The sequence below is a fragment of the bacterium genome, assembly GCA_035370465.1.
GTDB lineage: Bacteria > Ratteibacteria > UBA8468 > B48-G9 > JAFGKM01 > JAGGVW01.
Window position 1 is genome coordinate 1 of sequence record DAOOVW010000006.1, and the last position, 19028, is coordinate 19028.

General features: G+C 28.8%; 19 protein-coding genes. 15 read left to right on the forward strand and 4 right to left on the reverse strand.

Annotated elements, in window-relative coordinates:
• The first annotated feature begins 219 nt into the window (after positions 1–219).
• The 12 genes from PLW95_01470 (at position 220) to PLW95_01525 (ending at position 8665) form a co-directional block, all read left to right on the forward strand.
• Entirely contained in the window at positions 220–651 is a 432-nt protein-coding gene (locus PLW95_01470) for an Rrf2 family transcriptional regulator (GenBank protein ID HOV21338.1), read from the forward strand.
• Between the two features lie 20 nt (positions 652–671).
• Positions 672–1604: a cysteine synthase A gene (gene cysK / locus PLW95_01475; protein HOV21339.1), complete on the forward strand. Its 933-nt coding sequence runs from the start codon at positions 672–674 to the stop codon at positions 1602–1604.
• Positions 1605–1615: 11 nt separating this feature from the next.
• Complete coding sequence (locus PLW95_01480) at positions 1616–2392, forward strand: sulfide-dependent adenosine diphosphate thiazole synthase (GenBank protein ID HOV21340.1); 777 nt, start codon at positions 1616–1618, stop codon at positions 2390–2392.
• Entirely contained in the window at positions 2364–3557 is a 1194-nt protein-coding gene (locus tag PLW95_01485) for a homocysteine biosynthesis protein (protein ID HOV21341.1), read from the forward strand. Before PLW95_01480 ends, PLW95_01485 begins: the two co-directional genes overlap by 29 nt.
• 11 nt (positions 3558–3568) lie before the next feature.
• Positions 3569–3976 carry a 4Fe-4S binding protein gene (locus tag PLW95_01490; protein ID HOV21342.1) on the forward strand — a complete coding sequence of 136 codons (408 nt, stop codon included), beginning with the start codon at positions 3569–3571 and terminating at the stop codon, positions 3974–3976.
• Position 3977: 1 nt separating this feature from the next.
• Complete coding sequence (nadA, locus tag PLW95_01495; protein ID HOV21343.1) at positions 3978–4877, forward strand: quinolinate synthase NadA; 900 nt, start codon at positions 3978–3980, stop codon at positions 4875–4877.
• Positions 4878–4941: 64 nt separating this feature from the next.
• Positions 4942–5331 (forward strand): SoxR reducing system RseC family protein, encoded by a 390-nt coding sequence (locus PLW95_01500; protein HOV21344.1) that lies wholly within the window; start codon positions 4942–4944, stop codon positions 5329–5331.
• A gap of 50 nt (positions 5332–5381) precedes the next feature.
• Positions 5382–5609, forward strand: a complete 228-nt coding sequence (locus PLW95_01505; protein ID HOV21345.1) for a NifU family protein — start codon at positions 5382–5384, stop codon at positions 5607–5609.
• Positions 5596–5892, forward strand: a complete 297-nt coding sequence (locus PLW95_01510; protein HOV21346.1) for a hydrogenase/urease maturation nickel metallochaperone HypA — start codon at positions 5596–5598, stop codon at positions 5890–5892. Before PLW95_01505 ends, PLW95_01510 begins: the two co-directional genes overlap by 14 nt.
• Before the next feature lie 24 nt (positions 5893–5916).
• Positions 5917–7059, forward strand: coding sequence for a DUF2961 domain-containing protein (locus PLW95_01515; GenBank protein ID HOV21347.1), 1143 nt, complete (start codon positions 5917–5919; stop codon positions 7057–7059).
• A gap of 2 nt (positions 7060–7061) precedes the next feature.
• Positions 7062–7808, forward strand: a complete 747-nt coding sequence (locus PLW95_01520; protein HOV21348.1) for a sulfite exporter TauE/SafE family protein — start codon at positions 7062–7064, stop codon at positions 7806–7808.
• The gene (locus PLW95_01525) at positions 7805–8665 is read left to right on the forward strand and encodes a hypothetical protein (GenBank protein ID HOV21349.1); all 861 of its coding nucleotides are present in this window, start codon (positions 7805–7807) and stop codon (positions 8663–8665) included. Before PLW95_01520 ends, PLW95_01525 begins: the two co-directional genes overlap by 4 nt.
• Here PLW95_01525 and PLW95_01530 read toward each other — a convergent pair.
• Both PLW95_01530 and argS read right to left on the reverse strand, forming a co-directional pair.
• Positions 8658–11180 carry a GH116 family glycosyl-hydrolase gene (locus tag PLW95_01530; protein ID HOV21350.1) on the reverse strand — a complete coding sequence of 841 codons (2523 nt, stop codon included), beginning with the start codon at positions 11178–11180 and terminating at the stop codon, positions 8658–8660. The two genes, PLW95_01525 and PLW95_01530, sit on opposite strands and share 8 nt — an antisense overlap.
• 13 nt (positions 11181–11193) lie before the next feature.
• Positions 11194–12795 carry an arginine--tRNA ligase gene (argS, locus tag PLW95_01535; GenBank protein HOV21351.1) on the reverse strand — a complete coding sequence of 534 codons (1602 nt, stop codon included), beginning with the start codon at positions 12793–12795 and terminating at the stop codon, positions 11194–11196.
• Between the two features lie 476 nt (positions 12796–13271).
• Between argS and PLW95_01540 the strand changes: the two genes are divergently transcribed.
• From PLW95_01540 to rimO, 3 genes are read left to right on the forward strand one after another with little or no spacing between them, the layout of a single operon-like run.
• The gene (locus tag PLW95_01540; GenBank protein HOV21352.1) at positions 13272–15362 is read left to right on the forward strand and encodes a DNA translocase FtsK; all 2091 of its coding nucleotides are present in this window, start codon (positions 13272–13274) and stop codon (positions 15360–15362) included.
• Positions 15343–15741: a helix-turn-helix transcriptional regulator gene (locus PLW95_01545; protein HOV21353.1), complete on the forward strand. Its 399-nt coding sequence runs from the start codon at positions 15343–15345 to the stop codon at positions 15739–15741. The genes PLW95_01540 and PLW95_01545 overlap by 20 nt, the downstream gene beginning before the upstream one ends.
• Before the next feature lies 1 nt (position 15742).
• Complete coding sequence (gene rimO / locus PLW95_01550; protein ID HOV21354.1) at positions 15743–17041, forward strand: 30S ribosomal protein S12 methylthiotransferase RimO; 1299 nt, start codon at positions 15743–15745, stop codon at positions 17039–17041.
• 4 nt (positions 17042–17045) lie between these two features.
• On the opposite strand, the gene PLW95_01555 is transcribed toward rimO, so the two are convergent.
• Together PLW95_01555 and argF are read right to left on the reverse strand one after the other, a co-directional pair.
• Positions 17046–18089 (reverse strand): Xaa-Pro peptidase family protein, encoded by a 1044-nt coding sequence (locus PLW95_01555; GenBank protein HOV21355.1) that lies wholly within the window; start codon positions 18087–18089, stop codon positions 17046–17048.
• A 20-nt stretch (positions 18090–18109) separates the two neighbouring features.
• Complete coding sequence (gene argF / locus PLW95_01560) at positions 18110–19024, reverse strand: ornithine carbamoyltransferase (GenBank protein HOV21356.1); 915 nt, start codon at positions 19022–19024, stop codon at positions 18110–18112.
• Positions 19025–19028 lie beyond the last annotated feature (4 nt).

Consider the following 19028-nt stretch of genomic DNA (forward strand, 5'->3'; position numbering starts at 1 on the left):
TTTTGTCTTGTCTAACATACCTTTTGGAGTAGATTTATTATGTCTCAATTCGAAACATTGACAGTGTAATTTTTTTAGATAAAATATTAGTAATATGATGGGAAAAATAATATTTGTAAAAGGAAGAAAAAAATAGATATAGAATTAATAAAAATATCAGAAGACAATTTAAAAGATAACAAAGGTAAAATAAAACTTATTCTGTAAGGAGTAAAACAAATGAAGTTTTCAACAAAAACAAGATATGGAGTAAGAGCAATGATAGAACTTGCACTTAACTTTAATGGTACACCTATTTCTTTAAAAGATATTGCTGAGAAACAGGATATTTCTGAAAAATATCTTGAACAAATAATGCTAATATTGAAAAAAGCAGGGTTAGTTGAAAGTATTCAAGGGACAAACGGAGGTTTTATACTTGTTAATAAACCATCTGAAATTAAACTATCTGAAATTGTTGAAGTTCTTGAAGGGGGTTTTTCCCCAGTTGCCTGTGTTGATAAAGAAATCTTATGTAAAAAAAGTAAAGTTTGTTCTGCAAGAAATGTCTGGATAAAGGTAAAAAATGCAATAAAAGATATTCTTGATTCAATTACATTAGAACAATTAGTTGAAGAGGAAAAGAAAAAACAGAGTATTTATTATATTTAGTGGTAAAAATTGGAGAGAAAATGAAGGTAAGTAAAAATATAACGAATTTGATAGGCAATACACCTCTTGTAAAATTAAATAAATTAACAGAGAAATGTTATGCTGAAATTTATGCAAAACTTGAATTTTTTAATCCCTGTGGTTCCATAAAAGATAGAGTTGCAGTAAATATGATTGAAGAGGCAGAAAGAAAAGGGATAATAAATAACGATACTGTAATAATTGAACCAACAAGTGGAAATACAGGTATTGGACTTGCTTTTGTATGTGCTCAAAAGGGATATAAACTTATTTTAACGATGCCAGAAAATATGTCAACTGAACGAAGAAAACTTCTTTCTTTATTTGGTGCAGAGGTTGTTTTAACTCCTATTCGTGAAGGGATGTCTGGAGCAATAAAAAAGGCAGAAAAAATTTCTAAAAAATATAAAAAATCATTTATGCCTCAACAGTTTAAAAATCCTGCAAATCCTGATATTCATAGAAAAACAACAGCAGAAGAAATATGGAAAGATACAGATGGAAATATAGATATTTTTGTTGCAGGAATTGGAACAGGAGGGACAATCACAGGAGTTGGAGAGTCATTAAAGAAAAGGAAAAAAAGTGTTAAAATTATTGGTATTGAACCAGAAAATTCGTCTGTTCTTTCAGGAGGAAAACCGGGAGAGCATAAAATTGAGGGCATAGGAGCAGGGTTTATCCCTGATATTTTAAATATAGGTATAATTGATGAAATAATAAAGGTCTCTGATAAAGATGCAATTGAAACGACAGAAAAATTAGCAAAACAAGAAGGAATTTTAGCAGGTATTTCAAGTGGAGCAGGAACATTTGCTTCTATTAAAATTGGAATGAGAAAAGAAAATAAAGGGAAATTGATAGTTGTTATTTTCCCTGATACAGGTGAAAGATATTTATCGGTTTTAAATGAAAAGCGGGCAGAAAAATAAGGAGGAAAAAAGTGGAAAAGGAAATATCAAAAGGTATTATTGAAAGTTATATGAAGGAATTTATTGATAATTTAGAGGTTGATGTTGCAATTGTGGGTGCAGGACCTTCAGGACTTATTTGTGGTTATTATCTTGCAAAAAAAAGAATAAAAGTAGCAATTTTTGAGAGGTCATTAAGAGTTGGAGGGGGAATGCCAGGAGGGGGAATGATGTTTAATAAAATTGTTATTCAAAAAGAGGCAAAAGAAATTTTAGATGAATTTGAAATAACTCTTAAAGAATATGAAAATGGACTTTATATTGCAAATTCAGTTGAAACAATATCCTCTTTTGCTTATAGAACATTGAAAGCAGGAGCAAAAATTTTTAATCTTATAAGTGTTGAAGATGTTGTTATAAGAGAGAAGAGAATAAATGGAGTTGTTTTAAATTGGAGTGCAGTTGGAATAGCCAAATTACATGTTGATCCACTGGTTGTCTTATCAAATTATGTTGTTGATGCAACCGGTCATGATTGTGAGGTCTGCAGGATTGTTGAAAAAAAAGTAGGTGGAATTGAAGTAAAAGGCGAAAAATCAATGTGGGCAGAAAAAGGGGAAAAAGAAATCTTAGGTAATACAGGACAGGTTTATCCCGGTCTTATGGTTTGTGGTATGGCAGCAAATGCTTTTTATGGTTCTCCAAGAATGGGAGCAATTTTTGGTGGTATGCTTCTATCAGGAAAAAAGGCAGCGGAGTTGGTAGAAAGGGAGGTTCTTAATGGCAAAAACAATAGAAGAGATAAATGAAAAAATAAAAAAAGGAAAAGTTGTTGTTGTAACAGCAGAAGAGCTAATTGATATGAAGAAAAGTGCAAATAGTAAAAAATTATCAGAAGAAATAGATGTTGTAACAACAGGAACTTTTGGACCAATGTGTTCTTCTGGTCTTCTTATAAATTTTGGACATTCCAAACCAAAAATAAAAATGGGTGGAGGAAGTGTCTATTTAAACAAGGTACCTGCTTATGCAGGACTGGCTGCTGTTGATGTTTATATTGGAGCAGCAGCACTTCCTGATAATGACCCAAGAAATAGTAATTATCCAGGTGAATTTAAATATGGAGGAGGACATGTTATTGAGGACCTAGTAAGTAATAAAGAAATTGAACTTAAAGTAGAAACATACGGAACTGATTGTTATCCAAGAAAACATCTTAAAACAAAATTGAAACTAAATGACTTAAATGAAACAACACTTTTTAATCCAAGAAATTGTTATCAAAACTATAATGTGGCAGTTAATCTTTCTGATAGGACAATTTATACTTATATGGGAATTCTTAAACCAAATTTAGGAAATGCAAATTATTCTTCTGCTGGACAATTATCACCTCTTTTGAAAGACCCATATTTAAAAACAATTGGGTCTGGCACAAGAATTTTTTTAGGTGGTGGAATTGGTTATGTTGCCTGGTGGGGAACTCAATTTAACCCTTCTGTTAAAAGAAAAGAAAATGGGATACCTATTGAAGGTGGTTGTACACTAACTTTAATAGGAGACCTTAAACAGATGAGCCCTGATTTTTTAAAAGGAGCATCATTAACAGGGTATGGAGTTAGTTTAATAGTTGGAGTTGGAATTCCTATACCTATTTTAAATGAAGAAATTTTAAATTTTGCTTCAATACCTGATGAGGAAATTTATGCACCAGTAGTTGATTATAGTAATGATTACCCAAATGCAATAGAAAAAGTTATTTGTTGGGTAAATTATGCCCAACTTAAAAGCGGCAAAGTAGAAATAATGGGTAAGAAAGTTCCAACCGGTTCTTTATCAAGTTATAAAAAAAGCAGGGAGATTGCAAATATTCTTAAAAATTGGATTGGAAGTGGTAAATTTTTATTAACAGAACCAATCTTTCATTTTCCTGGTCCTGATAGTGGATATATGCCAAAACCAATGAAAATTTAATAGGAGAAAAAATGGAAATAAAAAAAAGATATGTTATGCACTTTCCACCAAATTTAATTGATAAACCAATAATTTCAGATGCAGTAAGAAAATATAATTTTCAATTTAATATTTTAAAAGCATATATAACTCCTGAAGAAGAAGGTACTCTTGTTATTGAATTGATAGGCGAAGAGAAAAATTTAGAAAATACAGAAAATGTTCTAAAAGAAATGGGAGTAAAAGTCCAGACAATAGAAAGTGATATTAAAATGCTCAAAGAAAAATGTACTGATTGTGGTGTTTGTGTTCCTTTATGTCCAACAGGTGCTTTAAAAAAAGAAGATGACTTTACTATTAGTTTTTTGCCTTCAAAATGTGTTGCATGTGAAATTTGTATAAAAGCATGTCCAACAAAAGCAATGATATCAACAATTTAAAATGGATAAAGAAATAAGAAAACTAAAAGAGGAGAAAAATGCAGTAATTCTTGCACATAATTATCAAATACCAGAAGTTCAGGAAATTGCCGATTTTGTTGGTGATTCTTTTGAATTGTCAAAAAAGGCATCTGAGATAAAAGACGCAGAGATAATTGTTTTTTGTGGAGTTAAATTTATGGCAGAGACAGCAAAAATACTTTCTCCTTCAAAAAAGGTATTACTTCCTGAAATGGATGCAACCTGTCCTATGGCTGATATGGTAAAAGTTCAGGATGTAATTAAAATGAAAGAAAAAGAGCCAGATGCATGGGTTGTATCTTATGTAAATACAAATGCAGAAGTTAAATGTCTTTCTGATGTTTGTTGTACAAGTGGAAATGCAGAAAAAATTGTTAGAAATATCCCTGCAAAAAAAATAATATTTTTGCCTGATAAAAATTTATGCTGGTATGTCCAGCAAAGAGTAAAAGAAAAAGAGATAATATGCTGGGATGGATTTTGCTATGTTCACCAGCAATTTACAACAGATGATATAAAAAAAGCAAGAAAAAAGTATCCTGAGGCAGAAATTGTTGTTCATCCTGAATGCGACCCAGAAGTTCAAAAATTAGCAGATGGTATTTATTCAACTTCTGGAATGTTAAAAAGAGTTAAAGAATCAAAGACAAAAAAATTTATAATAGGAACAGAAGAAGGGATTATTTATCGGATGAAAAAAGAAAACCCAGAAAAGGAATTTTATCCTTTAGGAGATAAAAAAGTTTGTTCTGATATGAAAAAAATAACTTTTGAAAGTGTAAAAAGGTCATTAGAAGAAGAGATATATCAAATAAATTTGGGAAAAGAAATAATTGAAAAAGGTAAAATATCTCTTGAAAAAATGTTTGAATATTCTTAATTTACTGAATATAAGTTATTGATTTTCAAGCACTTGTTAACTTACGAAGTTAACAAAAAATAAAATGAAGGAAAATGGGAAAGTTATAGAATTAAAAGGAGATATAGCAGTTGTTAAGATGGAAAGAAAGAATAAATGTGAGAAATGTGGATTATGTGAAAAAATTGCTGGAAGAGACCCTTTTATAGAAGTAAAGAATAAAATTGATGCAAAAATTGGTGATGAAGTAGAAGTAGAAATAAAAGAAGATGACCTTCTAAAAATTTCAATTTTTATTTTTGGTTTTCCTCTTTTGGGGTTTATTTTAGGGATAATTAGTTCTTATTTTTGTAAAAATATTACATTAAAAATTGTTGTTTTTCTTGTTTTTTTACTATCTTTCTGGATTGCTGGTTTTAAAAAAGGAAAAAATTATGCAGAAAACACAAAACCTCACATTGTCTCAAAAATTTAATTTCTGAACAATTAAACATGTTTTAATAATAGAGTTTTATGGGAGGAATTATGGAGTTAAAAGAAAAAGTTGAGAAAGCAATAGAAGATGTAAGAGAATTTTTACAGACAGAGGGTGGAGATTGTGAGATAGTTGATGTTGAAAATGAGAAAGTAAAAGTTCGTCTAAAAGGTACTTGTAGGGGCTGTCCATTTGCTGTTATTACTTTAAAGATGAGAATAGAAAGTATTATAAAAGAAAGAGTCCCTGAAATAAAAGAAGTTGTTGAAGTTGACTAATGATATAAAATTAAAAGGAATTTCAATGCATGAATTTTCAGTCGTAGAGAATCTAATAAAAATTTTAAAAAAAGTGATAAAAGAGAATAACGCAAAAAAAGTATTAAAAGTAAATTTAAAAATTAACCCATTTAGTTGTTTAGACCAGGAGAATTTAAATTTTATTTTTTCTTCAATTGTAAAAAATAATGATTTTTTAGAAAATACAAAAATAATTATAAAAAGAGGAAAAGACCCATTATCAAGAGAATATATAGTTGAAAATGTAGAAATTGAAATTTAAAAATGAGAGAAAAAGGAGGAATTTATGATGGATATTTTTAAAATAAAAAATGCAAAAACAAAAAGAATTTCAAGTTATGATGTTGAAGGAAGAAATGCTGATAGATGGATTATAAACCCAGGAGAGAAAAAAGTACTTGCAGAAATTGAAGGGACCGGTTGTATTACTCATATATGGATGACACAAAGCGGTAATTATTCTTTATATAGAGATGTTCTTTTAAAATTTTACTGGGATGAAGAAGAAAATCCAAGTATATTAGTTCCACTTGGAGATTTTTTCTGTTTAGGACATTCTCTTGTTAATTCTTTTTGCTGTCTACCATTTAGTGCATCAACAAATACACCATATATTTTTGGGGGTGGCTGTGCTTTGAATTGCTATTTGCCTATGCCATTTAACAAGGGGGCAAAAATTGAAATTTTAAATGAGTCAGACCAAGCATATGGTCAGTATTTTTATATTGATTATGAAATTTATGAAAATAATTTTGAAGGAGAAATAGGATATTTACACTCACAATGGAAAAGAGAAAATCCTACACCTGGATGGGGAAATGAGTTTAAAGTAAATATACCAGAGGTTGATATAGTAAATAAGGAAAAAATTGCTTATAATAATAACTATGTAATTATGGAAGGTGAAGGGAGAGGGCATTTTATTGGGTTTAACCTTTCTGTAACAAATTTTCATTCTGATTGGTGGGGTGAAGGAGATGAAATGGTTTGGGTTGATGGATATAAATGGCCACCTGATTTACATGGAACAGGAAGTGAAGATTGTTTTAATCAAGCATGGGGCATGCAAGAAAATGCTTTCTTATTTAATGGTTCGTCAATTTATGAAAAAAATTCTATTTTTGGGCATTCTCTTTATGATGGGAAACTTCAAGGGGGTTATCAGACATCATATATTTTCTATATTACAAATCCAATCCATTTTAAAAAATCAATAAAATTCACAATTGAACATGGGCATGGAAATCATCTTTCAAATGACTATTCATCAACTGCTTATTGGTATCAAATTGAACCACATAAGTCATTTGGAATTTTACCGGTGGAAAAGAGAAAACCAATTTTATTAAAATTTGAAAATTCTCCTCAACTACAAACAGAAAAAAGGAAAATTATATTAACAGAGGAAATGAAAAAAAGAAAAAAATAAAAATGTTATTTATCATAAAATGTCTTTTAGCAGGTGGAATTGCTGGTTTTTTATGTGGGTTATTAGGAATTGGAGGGGGTTCTATAATTGTTCCTGTTCTGTTTTTCTTCTTCTCTGTCCCAATAAAAAATGCAATTGCAACAAGTTTAATGGTTGTCCTTATTTCAGCAATTTCTGGTTTTTTAGTACATCTTAAAGGGAAGAATACCGACTTTAAACTTGCATTTTACCTTATAATTTCAGGGGTAATTGGTGCTTATATTGGTGCTTATTTAACAGGTATTTTACCAGAAATGATTGTGAAAGGTTTTTTCATGGTTTTGCTAATTGGGTTAGGGTTAAAACTTCTTTTTCAAAAAGAAAATGAGAAGGAGGATAATAAAGAATATTCCCTGGATATTTTAAAAACACTTTCAATTGGTTTTATATCAGGCATTGTTTCAGGGCTTTGCGGAGTTGGCGGTGCAGTTCTTTTAGTTCCACTCTCATATATTATCTTAAAAGTCCCAATAAAAATTTGTGTTGGGACAAGTTTAATAGTTGTTTTTTTCAATGCTCTTTCAGGTGTTTTTGCTTATGCCAAAATGGGATTTATTGATTATAGAATTGGGTTGACTTTTGGAATAGTAGGAATAATAACTTCTCCTATTGGAGCAAAAGTCAGTATTTTAACTCCAAGAGAGAAATTAAGAAAGATATTTGCAATTTTTCTTATTTTAATGCCAATTTTACTTTTATTGAGAAAATGAAAATAATAGGAATTGATGAAAATGGTTTTGGTTCTCTTACTGGACCGCTTATTATTACAGGAACTTCAATTAAGTCAGAAGAAGGAAAATGGTTTGCCAGTGTTTGTGATAGTAAAAAATTTTTCTCATCAAGAAAGACAAATAACTTTAAAAAACTTGAAGAGTTTGTTATTTCTCTTTACTATTGTATAAAAAGGAAATTACCAGAATCCAGCAAAGAAGTAATTAATTTTTTCTCTCCTGATTTTAAATGTTCTGGAATGTCGGATATTTGTTCGGTGAATATTCCTGATAATTTTATCTGGGCTGATATAGAAAAAGCAAAAAAACAGAGTGAAAAATTTATTGAATGGATGGAAAAAGAAGATGTTTCTATAAAAGATGTAAAATCAAAAATTATATGTGCAAAAAAATTCAATGAATTGATAAAAAATGGGAATTCAAAATTTATAATAGACCTTTTTTATTTCTGTGAAATTTTAAAAGAAATGGGAAGGGAAGATTATTTTGTTTATGCAGGGAAAATTGGGTCAATGAGGTATTATTCAAAGTATTTAAGATATTTTTTTTCTAACTATGAAATTTATCCAGAAATTGAAGAAGAAAAAAAGTCAATTTATGTATTAAATGGAAGGAGAAATTTTAAGTTGGGTTTCTTTTTTAATGTTGAAGAAGTATCTTTTGCTTCAAGTATATCTTCAATTGTTGGAAAATACATAAGAGAAATTTTTATGGAAAGTTTCAGGAAATCAACAGGAATTGAAGAAAAAATTTCTGGATATCGGGATAAAAAAACAAAAAGAGTTATTTCAAATTTATTTTCTTTTCCTCAGGAGTGTGTTTTAAGGATTAAATGAATTGTCTTGATATTTCAATTGATTTTTCAACTCTTTTAATATTTTCAAATTCAACAATAATTTTATTACTTTCTTCTGAAAATTTATTGTTAGTTTCTATTCCATCTATGATTGTTTTTACAAAATTTGTTTTTTTCTTCTTCCAATAGGAAAGATAAATTTTCCTAACTTCAATAAACCCTTCATCTATTTCTATTTTGAAATTTTCTCTTCCTGGTAAAATTTTATAATTATAAACACCCCATCCAGTTCCACAAGAGAAAAAAATAGAAAAATTTTTTCTGAAAAGCAAGGGATTGAAAAAAATTTCCTTTTTAACATTATCAATCCAAAAGCCCAAATATGAGAGAATAAGTCCCCATCCAGAAAGCCCTCTTGCGTAATGATGTCCACATTCTAAATGATTAAAAGGATTCCTTTTTATTCCATCATATCTGTTATCCATCCCATTAATTATTTTAAGACATTCTTTATAATATCCTCTTTTTAGAAGAAGACATGCAATAACAAATTCTTCCCCTGTGAAAACTTCATCGCAATAAGGCATGGGTATTTCTGGCTTTTCGCCTTCTTTCCATGTGCATACAAGAAGTCCTTTTTCTTCACCAATAGCAAATATTCTCATATAATTCTGATGTTGTGAAAAGTTCTCTAAAAAGTTTAATTTTAAAATTGAAAATAAAGCCTTATTTATATATTTTTCTTCAACAAGAGACCCTAAATTTAAAGTATCAGCAAAAAACTGCCCAAGAAGTTGCATCGAAAGACATCCATTTAAAAATTGATAAGGTGGGACAGGATTTATACTACATTTTTGAATAAAATATCTCCCATTCCATAGTTTTTCAATTATATTTTTTTGTCCTTTTTGATAAATTTCATTGCAAAAAGAAGCAAAATTGTTGTCACTGTTATATTCTGCCATTTCTATCATTACTTTAAGCGCTGCAAGATAAATAAAAGAAGTAAAAGGATTATCTCCATAAAACTCAATATCATAAGTATTGTGTTGTTGCCCTTCCATAAGTCCATCTCTATTTTTATCCCAGTTTTCAAAAGCATATTCAATAGTTTTTTTTGCAGATGGATATAATTTTTTTAAAAATTCATCATCACCAGAAATTTTCCATTCTCTGTAAAGTTTCAATATTGTTCCCATTTGTCCATCTGCTGCTGGTAGAGATAACCATCTTTTTATACCCAGTGGGACATTTGTTCTAAATGCCATGTATCCATTTTCATCTGTATTATATAAGTAATCAACTTCCCTTTGACTTCTTGAAAGGGAAGGGAAAAGGAAAGGAACTGTAAAATCATAATTATGAACATGGGTGCAGTTTAAAGGACAACAACCAGAATTATCAGAACAACCCTCAAATCCATAAAATTTCCCATCAGAAGTTATAAAAAATGTATTACTTCTTAATGTATTTAATTGGGCTGAAGTTGTATTTAAAAAACTTTCAGGTAAAGATTGAGAAAAAAATCTTTCAGCAAATTTTTTGCTTTTTTCTTCAAGATATCTTTTATTTTTTATAAAGTATTTAATTACATCCATTGAATTTGAAAATTTTATAGAATAATAATTTTTTAAAATTTTACCTTTTACTTCTTCATCAAGCCCCCAGTAATTTATACGATTTGGAAAATACCATGAAAGATAAAAATTAATATCTGTTTCTTCTTTTGGTGCAAGATTTTTATTAACTCCAAGAGAAGCCCAATATGTTTGGCTATCAGGACTTATTTTGGGAGAAACAGGTTCAAAATTTCCTATTTTGAATTCTTTCCAGAAGTTTTTTAAGTCATCCCACCATCCTTCATTTTTCCATTGATTTTTGTAAGAAACCGAAATAGCATCTGTAAAAAGAGAAAGATTACCATATCTCTCACTTTCCTCATTATATTTTTTTGATGTGAAAGAAATACCTTTTAAATTCTCTGTCTCAACAAAATTATTTATGTTCTGCCCAAAGCATTTATTTATATAACTATTTAATTTTTCAGTTCCATCAGTTCCAACAGGGTTCATCATTGAAAAAGAAAGGAAGATATTTATTTTATCTCTTGTAAGATTTTTTATTTTATAAGAGAAAATTACAATTGGTAAGGAAGAATTTTCAACATCTCCTGGTATAAATGGGCTCCATGCATTTAAGGATACAGAAACACCTATACTTCTATCAAAAAAATCAATAATAGCAAAAGGGAAAAAATTTGTAAATATACATTCCTCAAAATGTGGGTATCCTTCCATTCTAATATTTTTAAAACCATGACTTCCTTCAAAAGGAGGAAATGGCTTTCTTGCAACTATTTTTTGAAAAACTTTCCTCTTTTGTTCAACCCTTAAAGCAACAAAGTTCCCATACATTTCATTACTTTTTGAAGGTCTATTGAAAATTTCCCAGTCAGTTATTGAGCCAGTTCCTTCAACAGAAACATTACCTGTTCCAATACCACCAAGTAAAAATTTTATTTGTTTTAAATTTTCTCCATAATATTTTATATTCATTTTTTTCCTTTGTTCACATCTCTTCAAGTAGAGAAATATTCAATAAATCCAGTGATAAAGAAAAAATTGTATATAACCCTTTTATTAAGAACAATCTGCTTTCCGTTGTTTTTTTATCTTCTCCAACAACTCTATATTTGTGATAATAAGAATGAAAGATTTTTGCTAAATTTAAAAGATATTCACACAAAAGGTGAACTCCGTATGTTTTCACCACACTTTCAATTATATCAGGAAATTTCCACATTTTTTTAAGCAAAATGAGCTCTTCTTCCTCTTTTAAATAATCTGGGTCAAATTCGGTTTTTCCTATTGTAATATTTTTACTTTCTGCAAAATTCAAAATATGTTTTATTCTCACATAAGCATATTGAAGATAAAAGACAGGATTCTCAGTTGATTGTTTTTTTGCAAGTTCTATATCAAAGTCAAGATGACTATCAACTTTTCTAAAAAGAAAGAAAAATTTTGATGCATCAGGTCCTACTTCATCTATAAGTTGTTTCAATGAAATAAATTCTCCTTTTCTTGTTGACATTGATAGTTTCTCTTTTCCTTTGTATAAAGTTGTAAGTTGAACTATCAGAAATTTGAGTTTTTCTGGCTCAAAACCCATTGCCTGAACTGCTGCTTTCATTCTTGGGATATATCCATGATGGTCTGGACCAACTATATTTATAAGTATTGAAAAATTTCTTTCAATCTTATATTTGTGATATGCAATATCTGTTGCAAGATATGTATAGGTTCCATCACTTTTTATAATTACTCTATCTTTATCATCGCCAAAGATTGAACTTTTAAACCACCAACTTCCATCTTTAAAATAAATATAGCCTTTTTCTTTTAATTCATTTATTATTTTGTCTACTTTCCTTTCCTTTATAAATATACTTTCATTTACCCAACTATCAAACTCAACTCCAAAATTCCTCAGGTCTCTTTTTATTTCTTCCAGAATTCTCTCATAAGCAAATTTCTTAAAAAATTCATCATCTACCTTTTCTTCTTTTATTTCTTTTGCTAACTGAATAAGATATTCTCCATGATATCCCTCTTCAGGTATTGTGTATTTTTCTTCTCCTTTTAATTGATAATATCTTGCCTTCAATGACTCTCCTAAAAGGTCAATTTGTTTTCCACTATCATTTATATAAAACTCTTTTACAACAGAAAAATTAGCAAATTTCATAATCCTTGAAAGTGCCTCTCCAAAAGATGCCTGTCTTCCATGAGCAATTGTTAAAGGGCCTGTTGGGTTTGCGCTCACAAATTCAATTAAAACATTTTCTCCCCTTCCGATTTCAGATTTTAAAACATCTTTCCCTGCTTTAACGAGTTCTTTTAAAAAGTTAAAATAAACATTTTTTGAGACAAAGAAGTTTATATAGTTATTTTTAATTTCAATTTTCTCAACTATATCTGATACTATTGGTAATATTTTTTCTCTTATTTTTTCTGCATAGTCATTGCCAAGTTTAAAAACAATATTAGTTGTAAAATCTCCGAAGTTTTCTTTTTCTGACGGGAATACATCAACATCAATTACTTTATTTGAAATTTCTTCTATAACTTTTTTTATGCCTTCTTCAATTCTTTTCTTTATTTTCTTCATTTTCTTCTTTTTTTATTTCCGAAAGTAACTTTTCAATTCTAAATTCTTTTCTTTCATCAAGTTCAAATTGAATTTTTGGAGTATCTCTTAGAGATATTCTTTTCCCTAATTTAAATTGAATATACCCTGTTGCATTTTCTATTGCTTTAAATGACTTTTGTTTTTCTTCATCTGTTCCAAGAAAACTTATACCAATTTTTACAAATTTAAAGTCAGGAGTAATATTTACTGATGTAATTGTGAAAAAACCAACATTAGGGTTAGATACTTCCCTTCTTATTATATCTTCTACTTCTTTTCTTAAAAGATGTTCTACCTTTTTTTGTCTTCTTGTAATAATTTTTCCCTCCTTTTTTCTAATTAACTTAATTTTTGCTTATTATATTTTACCTGAATGAGATATAATTTCAAATTCTAAAAGCCAATTTCTAAGAGCCAAACTTGATTGTAAAAATGCATAGAGGTAAAATAAATATATGAAATTTAAAGATATAGAAAGATGGGTAAAAGGAATAATTGTTTTTTTTATTGCACTTTATCTTTTTCTTTCTCTTATTTCTTTTGACCCATTTGACCCGACCTTCAAATTCTGTCAAATTGGTTCTCCAGTTAATACAGAAATATCACATTTTGGGGGTAGAGTAGGTTCATATATTGCAGGGCTCCTGATTTTCATTTTTGGTAAAGGGGCTTATTTACTTGTTTTTCTCCTTCTTTTTTCTGCCTATAATGTTATTTGGGGAGAAAAAATAAATTTCGGGAAAAAAATTATAAGCATATTTGGTATTGTTTTTGTTTTTTCAATTTTTTTATCTTTACAAACAAAAAATTTTTCAGGTGGTTTTTTAGGAGGTGTTTTCACACCTTATTTGAAGGAATTTTTTGGTGAAAAAGGAATTTATTTAATCCTTATTCTTTTATTCGTTGTTTTCTTTGGTCTGGTATATAAAATGTTTGTTTCCCCTTTTCAGTTTCTTTTTGCAAGAGATGTTTTCTCAACAACAGCAGAAGGTAAAGAAATGTTGAGAAAAAAACCAGTAATGAAAAAAAGAGTGATAAAGAAAAATGAACAGGGGCCAGAAATAGAAGAAAAAGAAGTTCAAAAAGAAAAAAGTGAACAAAAAGTTATTATTACAACTAAACAGAAAAATTTTGTTCTTCCGCCTGTTAAACTTTTAAAATCAGATACTTTTCCTCAGAAAGAAACAAAAGATGATTTTGAAAGGTATGCTCAGGTAATTGAAGAAACACTTTCTGAGTTTGATATTGAAGGAGAAGTTGTCCAGATCAACCAGGGTCCAAGGGTAACAATGTTTGAAATTCAATTAGCACCTGGTATTCCAGTTCAAAAAATATTTAAAATACAGGACAACATAGCAATGAATCTAAAGACAACTTCAATCCGTATTGTTGCTCCTATACCAAATAAATCAACAGTTGGAGTTGAAGTGCCGAATAGAGAAATATCAACTGTTTATTTAAAAGAATTACTTGTCAGTAAAGAGTTTCAAAAAAGCCCATCAAAACTGACAATTGCAATTGGAAAAGATATTATGGGTAGAAGTGTCGTTTCTGACCTTAAAATTATGCCACATCTTTTAATTGCAGGAGCAACTGGTTCTGGAAAAACAGTTTGTCTTAATTCTCTTATAACATCAATTCTTTATAAAGCAACTCCTGATGAAGTTAAGTTTATACTTATTGACCCAAAAATGGTTGAACTTACCCTATATAATGGAATTCCACATCTTTTATGTCCAGTTGTTATAGATATTAAAAAAGCAGTCAATGTTTTAAAATGGTTAATACAGGAAATGGAGAGGAGATACAAACTTTTTTCAGAAAAAAGAGTTAGAAATATAGAGACATATAATTTACAGTTCAAGGAAGAAAAAATACCTTATGTAGTCATTGTAATAGATGAACTTGCAGACCTTATGATTGTTGCTAAAAATGAAATTGAACAAAGTATTATCAGATTGGCTCAACTTTCAAGAGCAGCAGGTATTCATCTTATTCTTGCAACACAAAGGCCTTCTGTAAATGTAATTACAGGTGTCATAAAAGCAAATTTACCCTGTAGGATTTCTTTCCAGGTAACCTCAAAATTTGATTCAAGGACAATACTTGATAAAATTGGTGCAGAAAAACTTCTTGGCAGAGGCGACCTTTTATTTATTCCTCCTCAGAGTTCTATTCCATTAAGGATTCAGGGCAGTTTTATTTCAGATGAAGAAATTGAAAGTATATGTAATTTCCTTAAAAGTCAAAGTAGCCCACAATATAATATGGAAATTCTTGAAAAAAAATTATTTGATGAAACAGAAATAGAACATTTCTCTTCATCCTCTGCAAAATTAGATGATGATATCCTTTATCAAGAAGCAAAAAATATTGTATTAACAACAAAGATTGCTTCAATTTCTATGTTACAAAGAAGATTAAATATAGGATTTAATAGAGCAGCAAAATTTGTTGAGAAAATGGAAGAAGAAGGAATTGTTGGACCATATATTGAAGGTAAGCCAAGAAAAGTACTAATTTCTAATGAAAATAGAGAAAGATAAAATAAATGTTTTATTGAAAGAAACAAGAGAAAAAAAGGGAATTGGGATTGATGAAATAATTGAGAACACAAGGATTCCACAAAAATACATTAAAATAATAGAAGATGGACAATGGGAAAAATTCCCAAGTCAAACTTATTTACTTGGTTATTTAAAAATTTATTGTGAATATCTTAATATTAAAAAAGAAATAATTGATACAATTTTATCTGAATTTAAACAGGAAAATAAAAAGGAAAAAGAGGTAATAAAAGAAGAGAAAAAGGATAATGTAGAACAGAAAAGGGAAAAAATCCTTTTAATAATTCTCCCCTTAATTTTCTTCTCAATATATTTCTTCACTCTTTACATTCTTTCCGATATAAGTTCAAATTTATAAAATGGGAAAAAAGGTCTCTATAATAAGTTTAGGTTGTGCAAAAAATCTTGTTGATTCTGAAAATATACTTGCTTTACTTGGAGAGGATAAATTTGTAATTACTGATTCATATAAAGAAAGTGATATTGTTATTATAAATACTTGTGCTTTTATAAAAGATGCAGTTGATGAATCAATAAGAGTAATAAAAAAAATTGCTGAAAAGAAAAATAGAAAGAAAATTATTGTTTGTGGATGTCTTGTCCAGAGGTTCAAAGAAAAAATCTTCAAAATTGCTGATATTGATGGAGCAATTGGAACAGGGGACCCTGGGAAGGTATTTGAATTGGTCAAAACATTAAAAGATAATAAAAAAATCTTGCTGGTTGATGATAAAACATTTGTAACAAGTAAAACATATCCACGATTGATAACTACATTTCCATATGCTTACTTAAAAATTTCTGAGGGATGTAATAATAAATGTAATTATTGTCTTATACCATATTTAAGAGGAAACCAGAGAAGTAGAAAAATAAAAGATATTTTAAAGGAAGCAGATGACCTATCTAAATCAGAAATAAAAGAAATAGTCATTATTGCACAGGATACAACAAATTATGGAACTGATTTAAGATATGGGACAAATTTAAAAGAGTTATTAGTTGAAATTACAAAATATGATTTTAAATGGGTCAGAATAATGTACTGTAATCCTGCCCGCATTACTGGGGACCTCATTGAAGAAATATCTAAAAATGAAAAAATATGTAAATATCTTGATATCCCTTTACAACATTCTCATCCAGAAATTATCAAAAAAATGGGAAGACCTGTAATTAACTATAATAAAATTATTGAAAACATAAGAAAAGGAATAAAAGAAGTAAGATTAAGAACAACTTTTATGATTGGATTTCCTGGAGAAAAAGAAGTTCATTTCAAGCATCTTGTTAATTTTATAAAAGAAAATAAATTTGATAGATGTGGTTTTTTCAAATATTCAAGAGAGAAAGGAACATCATCTTTTGATTTTGACCAACAAATTGATGAAGAAATAAAAGATAAACGACTTGAAAAAGTAGTTAAAATACAGGAAAGGATTTCTAAAAATAAACTCAAAAATATGGTTGGGAAAACATATGATGTTTTAATTGAAAAAAAAGATGGGCAATTTTATATTGGGAGAACTGAATATGATGCTCCAGAAGTTGATGGGGTTGTATTTGTATCAGGCAAGAATTTAAAATTGGGTAATTTCTATAAAGTAAAAATTACCTCTTCTTCTGCATATGATATTTCTGGTGAAGTTATTATTTAATTTTTTATAGGATTACCATTTGTTCAAGACGAATACCAAATTTCTTATGCATATAAATTCCTGGCTCAATTGTAAAAACATTCCCTTTTTCAATTATATCATTACTTCCAGGCGCAAGATTTGGTTTTTCATGAATATCAATTCCAACTCCATGCCCCAATGAATGAATAAAATATTTTTCTAAATTATATTTTTTGAAAATAGTGATTGCTTTCTGGTGTACATCTTTACCCCTTATTTTCCCCTTTTGTTTTTTCTCATAAATATATTCAGTAGCAATTTCTCTAACATCTTTTACAATTTTATATACATTTTTTATTTCATCAGAAACATCTCCATAAAAAAAGGTATTTGTTAAATCACTTTTATATCCACAAAAATCTGCTCCTATATCCACTACTATTACTTCCCCTTTTTCTATTGTTTTGTTTTTTGCTTTATGGTGTGGGTAAGAAGAATGAATACCAGAAGCAACAATTGGCTCAAAAGATTCACTTTCTGCCCCATTTTTATTTAATAGGTATTTTATTTCACCAAGAAGGTCAAGTTCAGTAAATTTATTTTCTTTTTGAATAAAGTTATAGATTTCATCAAGAGTCTTTTCTGTAATTTTCTTTGCTTCTTTTATAAGTTCAATTTCTTTTTCATCTTTTATACTTCTTAATGAAATAAAGATATTTTCAGCAGGTACAAATTGTCTTTTTGTTCTTTTTGAAATTTTTAAGTATGTTAAATAAGAAATTTCAGTTGATATAAAAAATGTTTTTTTGAAATCGTCAAGAAAATTTATTAAATCATCTTCATTATATTTATGTATTTGTATATTTTTATTACTATCAATTGCCTGATAAAAACATAATTCAGGAACAAATAAGTCAACTTTTTTTTCTGTTATTGCAAGAATTCCTTCAACTTCTGAAATTCCCGTCAGGTAAAAAATGTTTGATGGATTAAATGTCAAAAAACACCCTCCCTTCTTTTTTTTGAGAAATTCCCTGACTTTTTCTATTCTTTCACAATTTACTTCTAAAGAAATCTCTTTATTCAAAATTGCTCCTTATTTATAAATCAGGGTTTGTAAAAAGAATAAAGAAAATGGAGAAGTCCTTTCTGACAATGAAGTCGGTTTTCTGCTTGGGTATAAACAATTGAGTTTTTCCCATCTATAATTTCATCAGTTACTTCCCAATTACGATGAGCAGGAAGACAATGCATAAAAATAAAGTCAGTTTTTATTTTTGCAATGAGTTTACTATTAACCTGGTATTTTTTAAAAATTTCCAGTCGTTTTTCCTTTTCTTTTTCATCTCCCATACTTATCCATGTGTCAGTATATAAAATATCAGTATCTTCAATGAAATCATATGGATTGTTTGAAATTCTTATTTTGTTTTTTACCATTTTTAAAATTTTTTCAGAAGGCATATAATCATCAGGACAAATAACTCTTACTTCCACTCCAAGTAAATCACCACCAAGAATTAATGAATTACACACATTATTTCCATCTCCAATGTAAGTAAGTTTTAGTCCTGAAAGTTTCCCGAATTTTTCAAATATTGTAAAGTAATCAGATAAAATCTGGCAGGGATGAAGAAGGTCAGTTAAAGCATTTATAACCGGAAAATTACACCATTTTGCAAATTCTTCAACTTCACTATGACTATAAGTTCTTATAACAAGCCCATCTAAATATTTAGACAGGACATTTGAGGTGTCTTTTATTGTTTCTCCGCGTGATATTTGAATGTTGCTTTCTTCTAAATATATTGTATTACCACCTAAGGAGCAAATTGCAACTTCAAAAGATGTTCTTGTTCTTGTTGAGGGCTTATTAAAAATTAGTCCAATAGTTCTGCCTCTTAAAATATTTTCTATTTCTCTCCTTGCCCATTTACTTTTATACATTTTAGATAGGTCAAATATTTTAAAAATTTCTTCTTTACTTAAATCCAATATACTTAAAAAATCCCTTTTCCCCATTTGT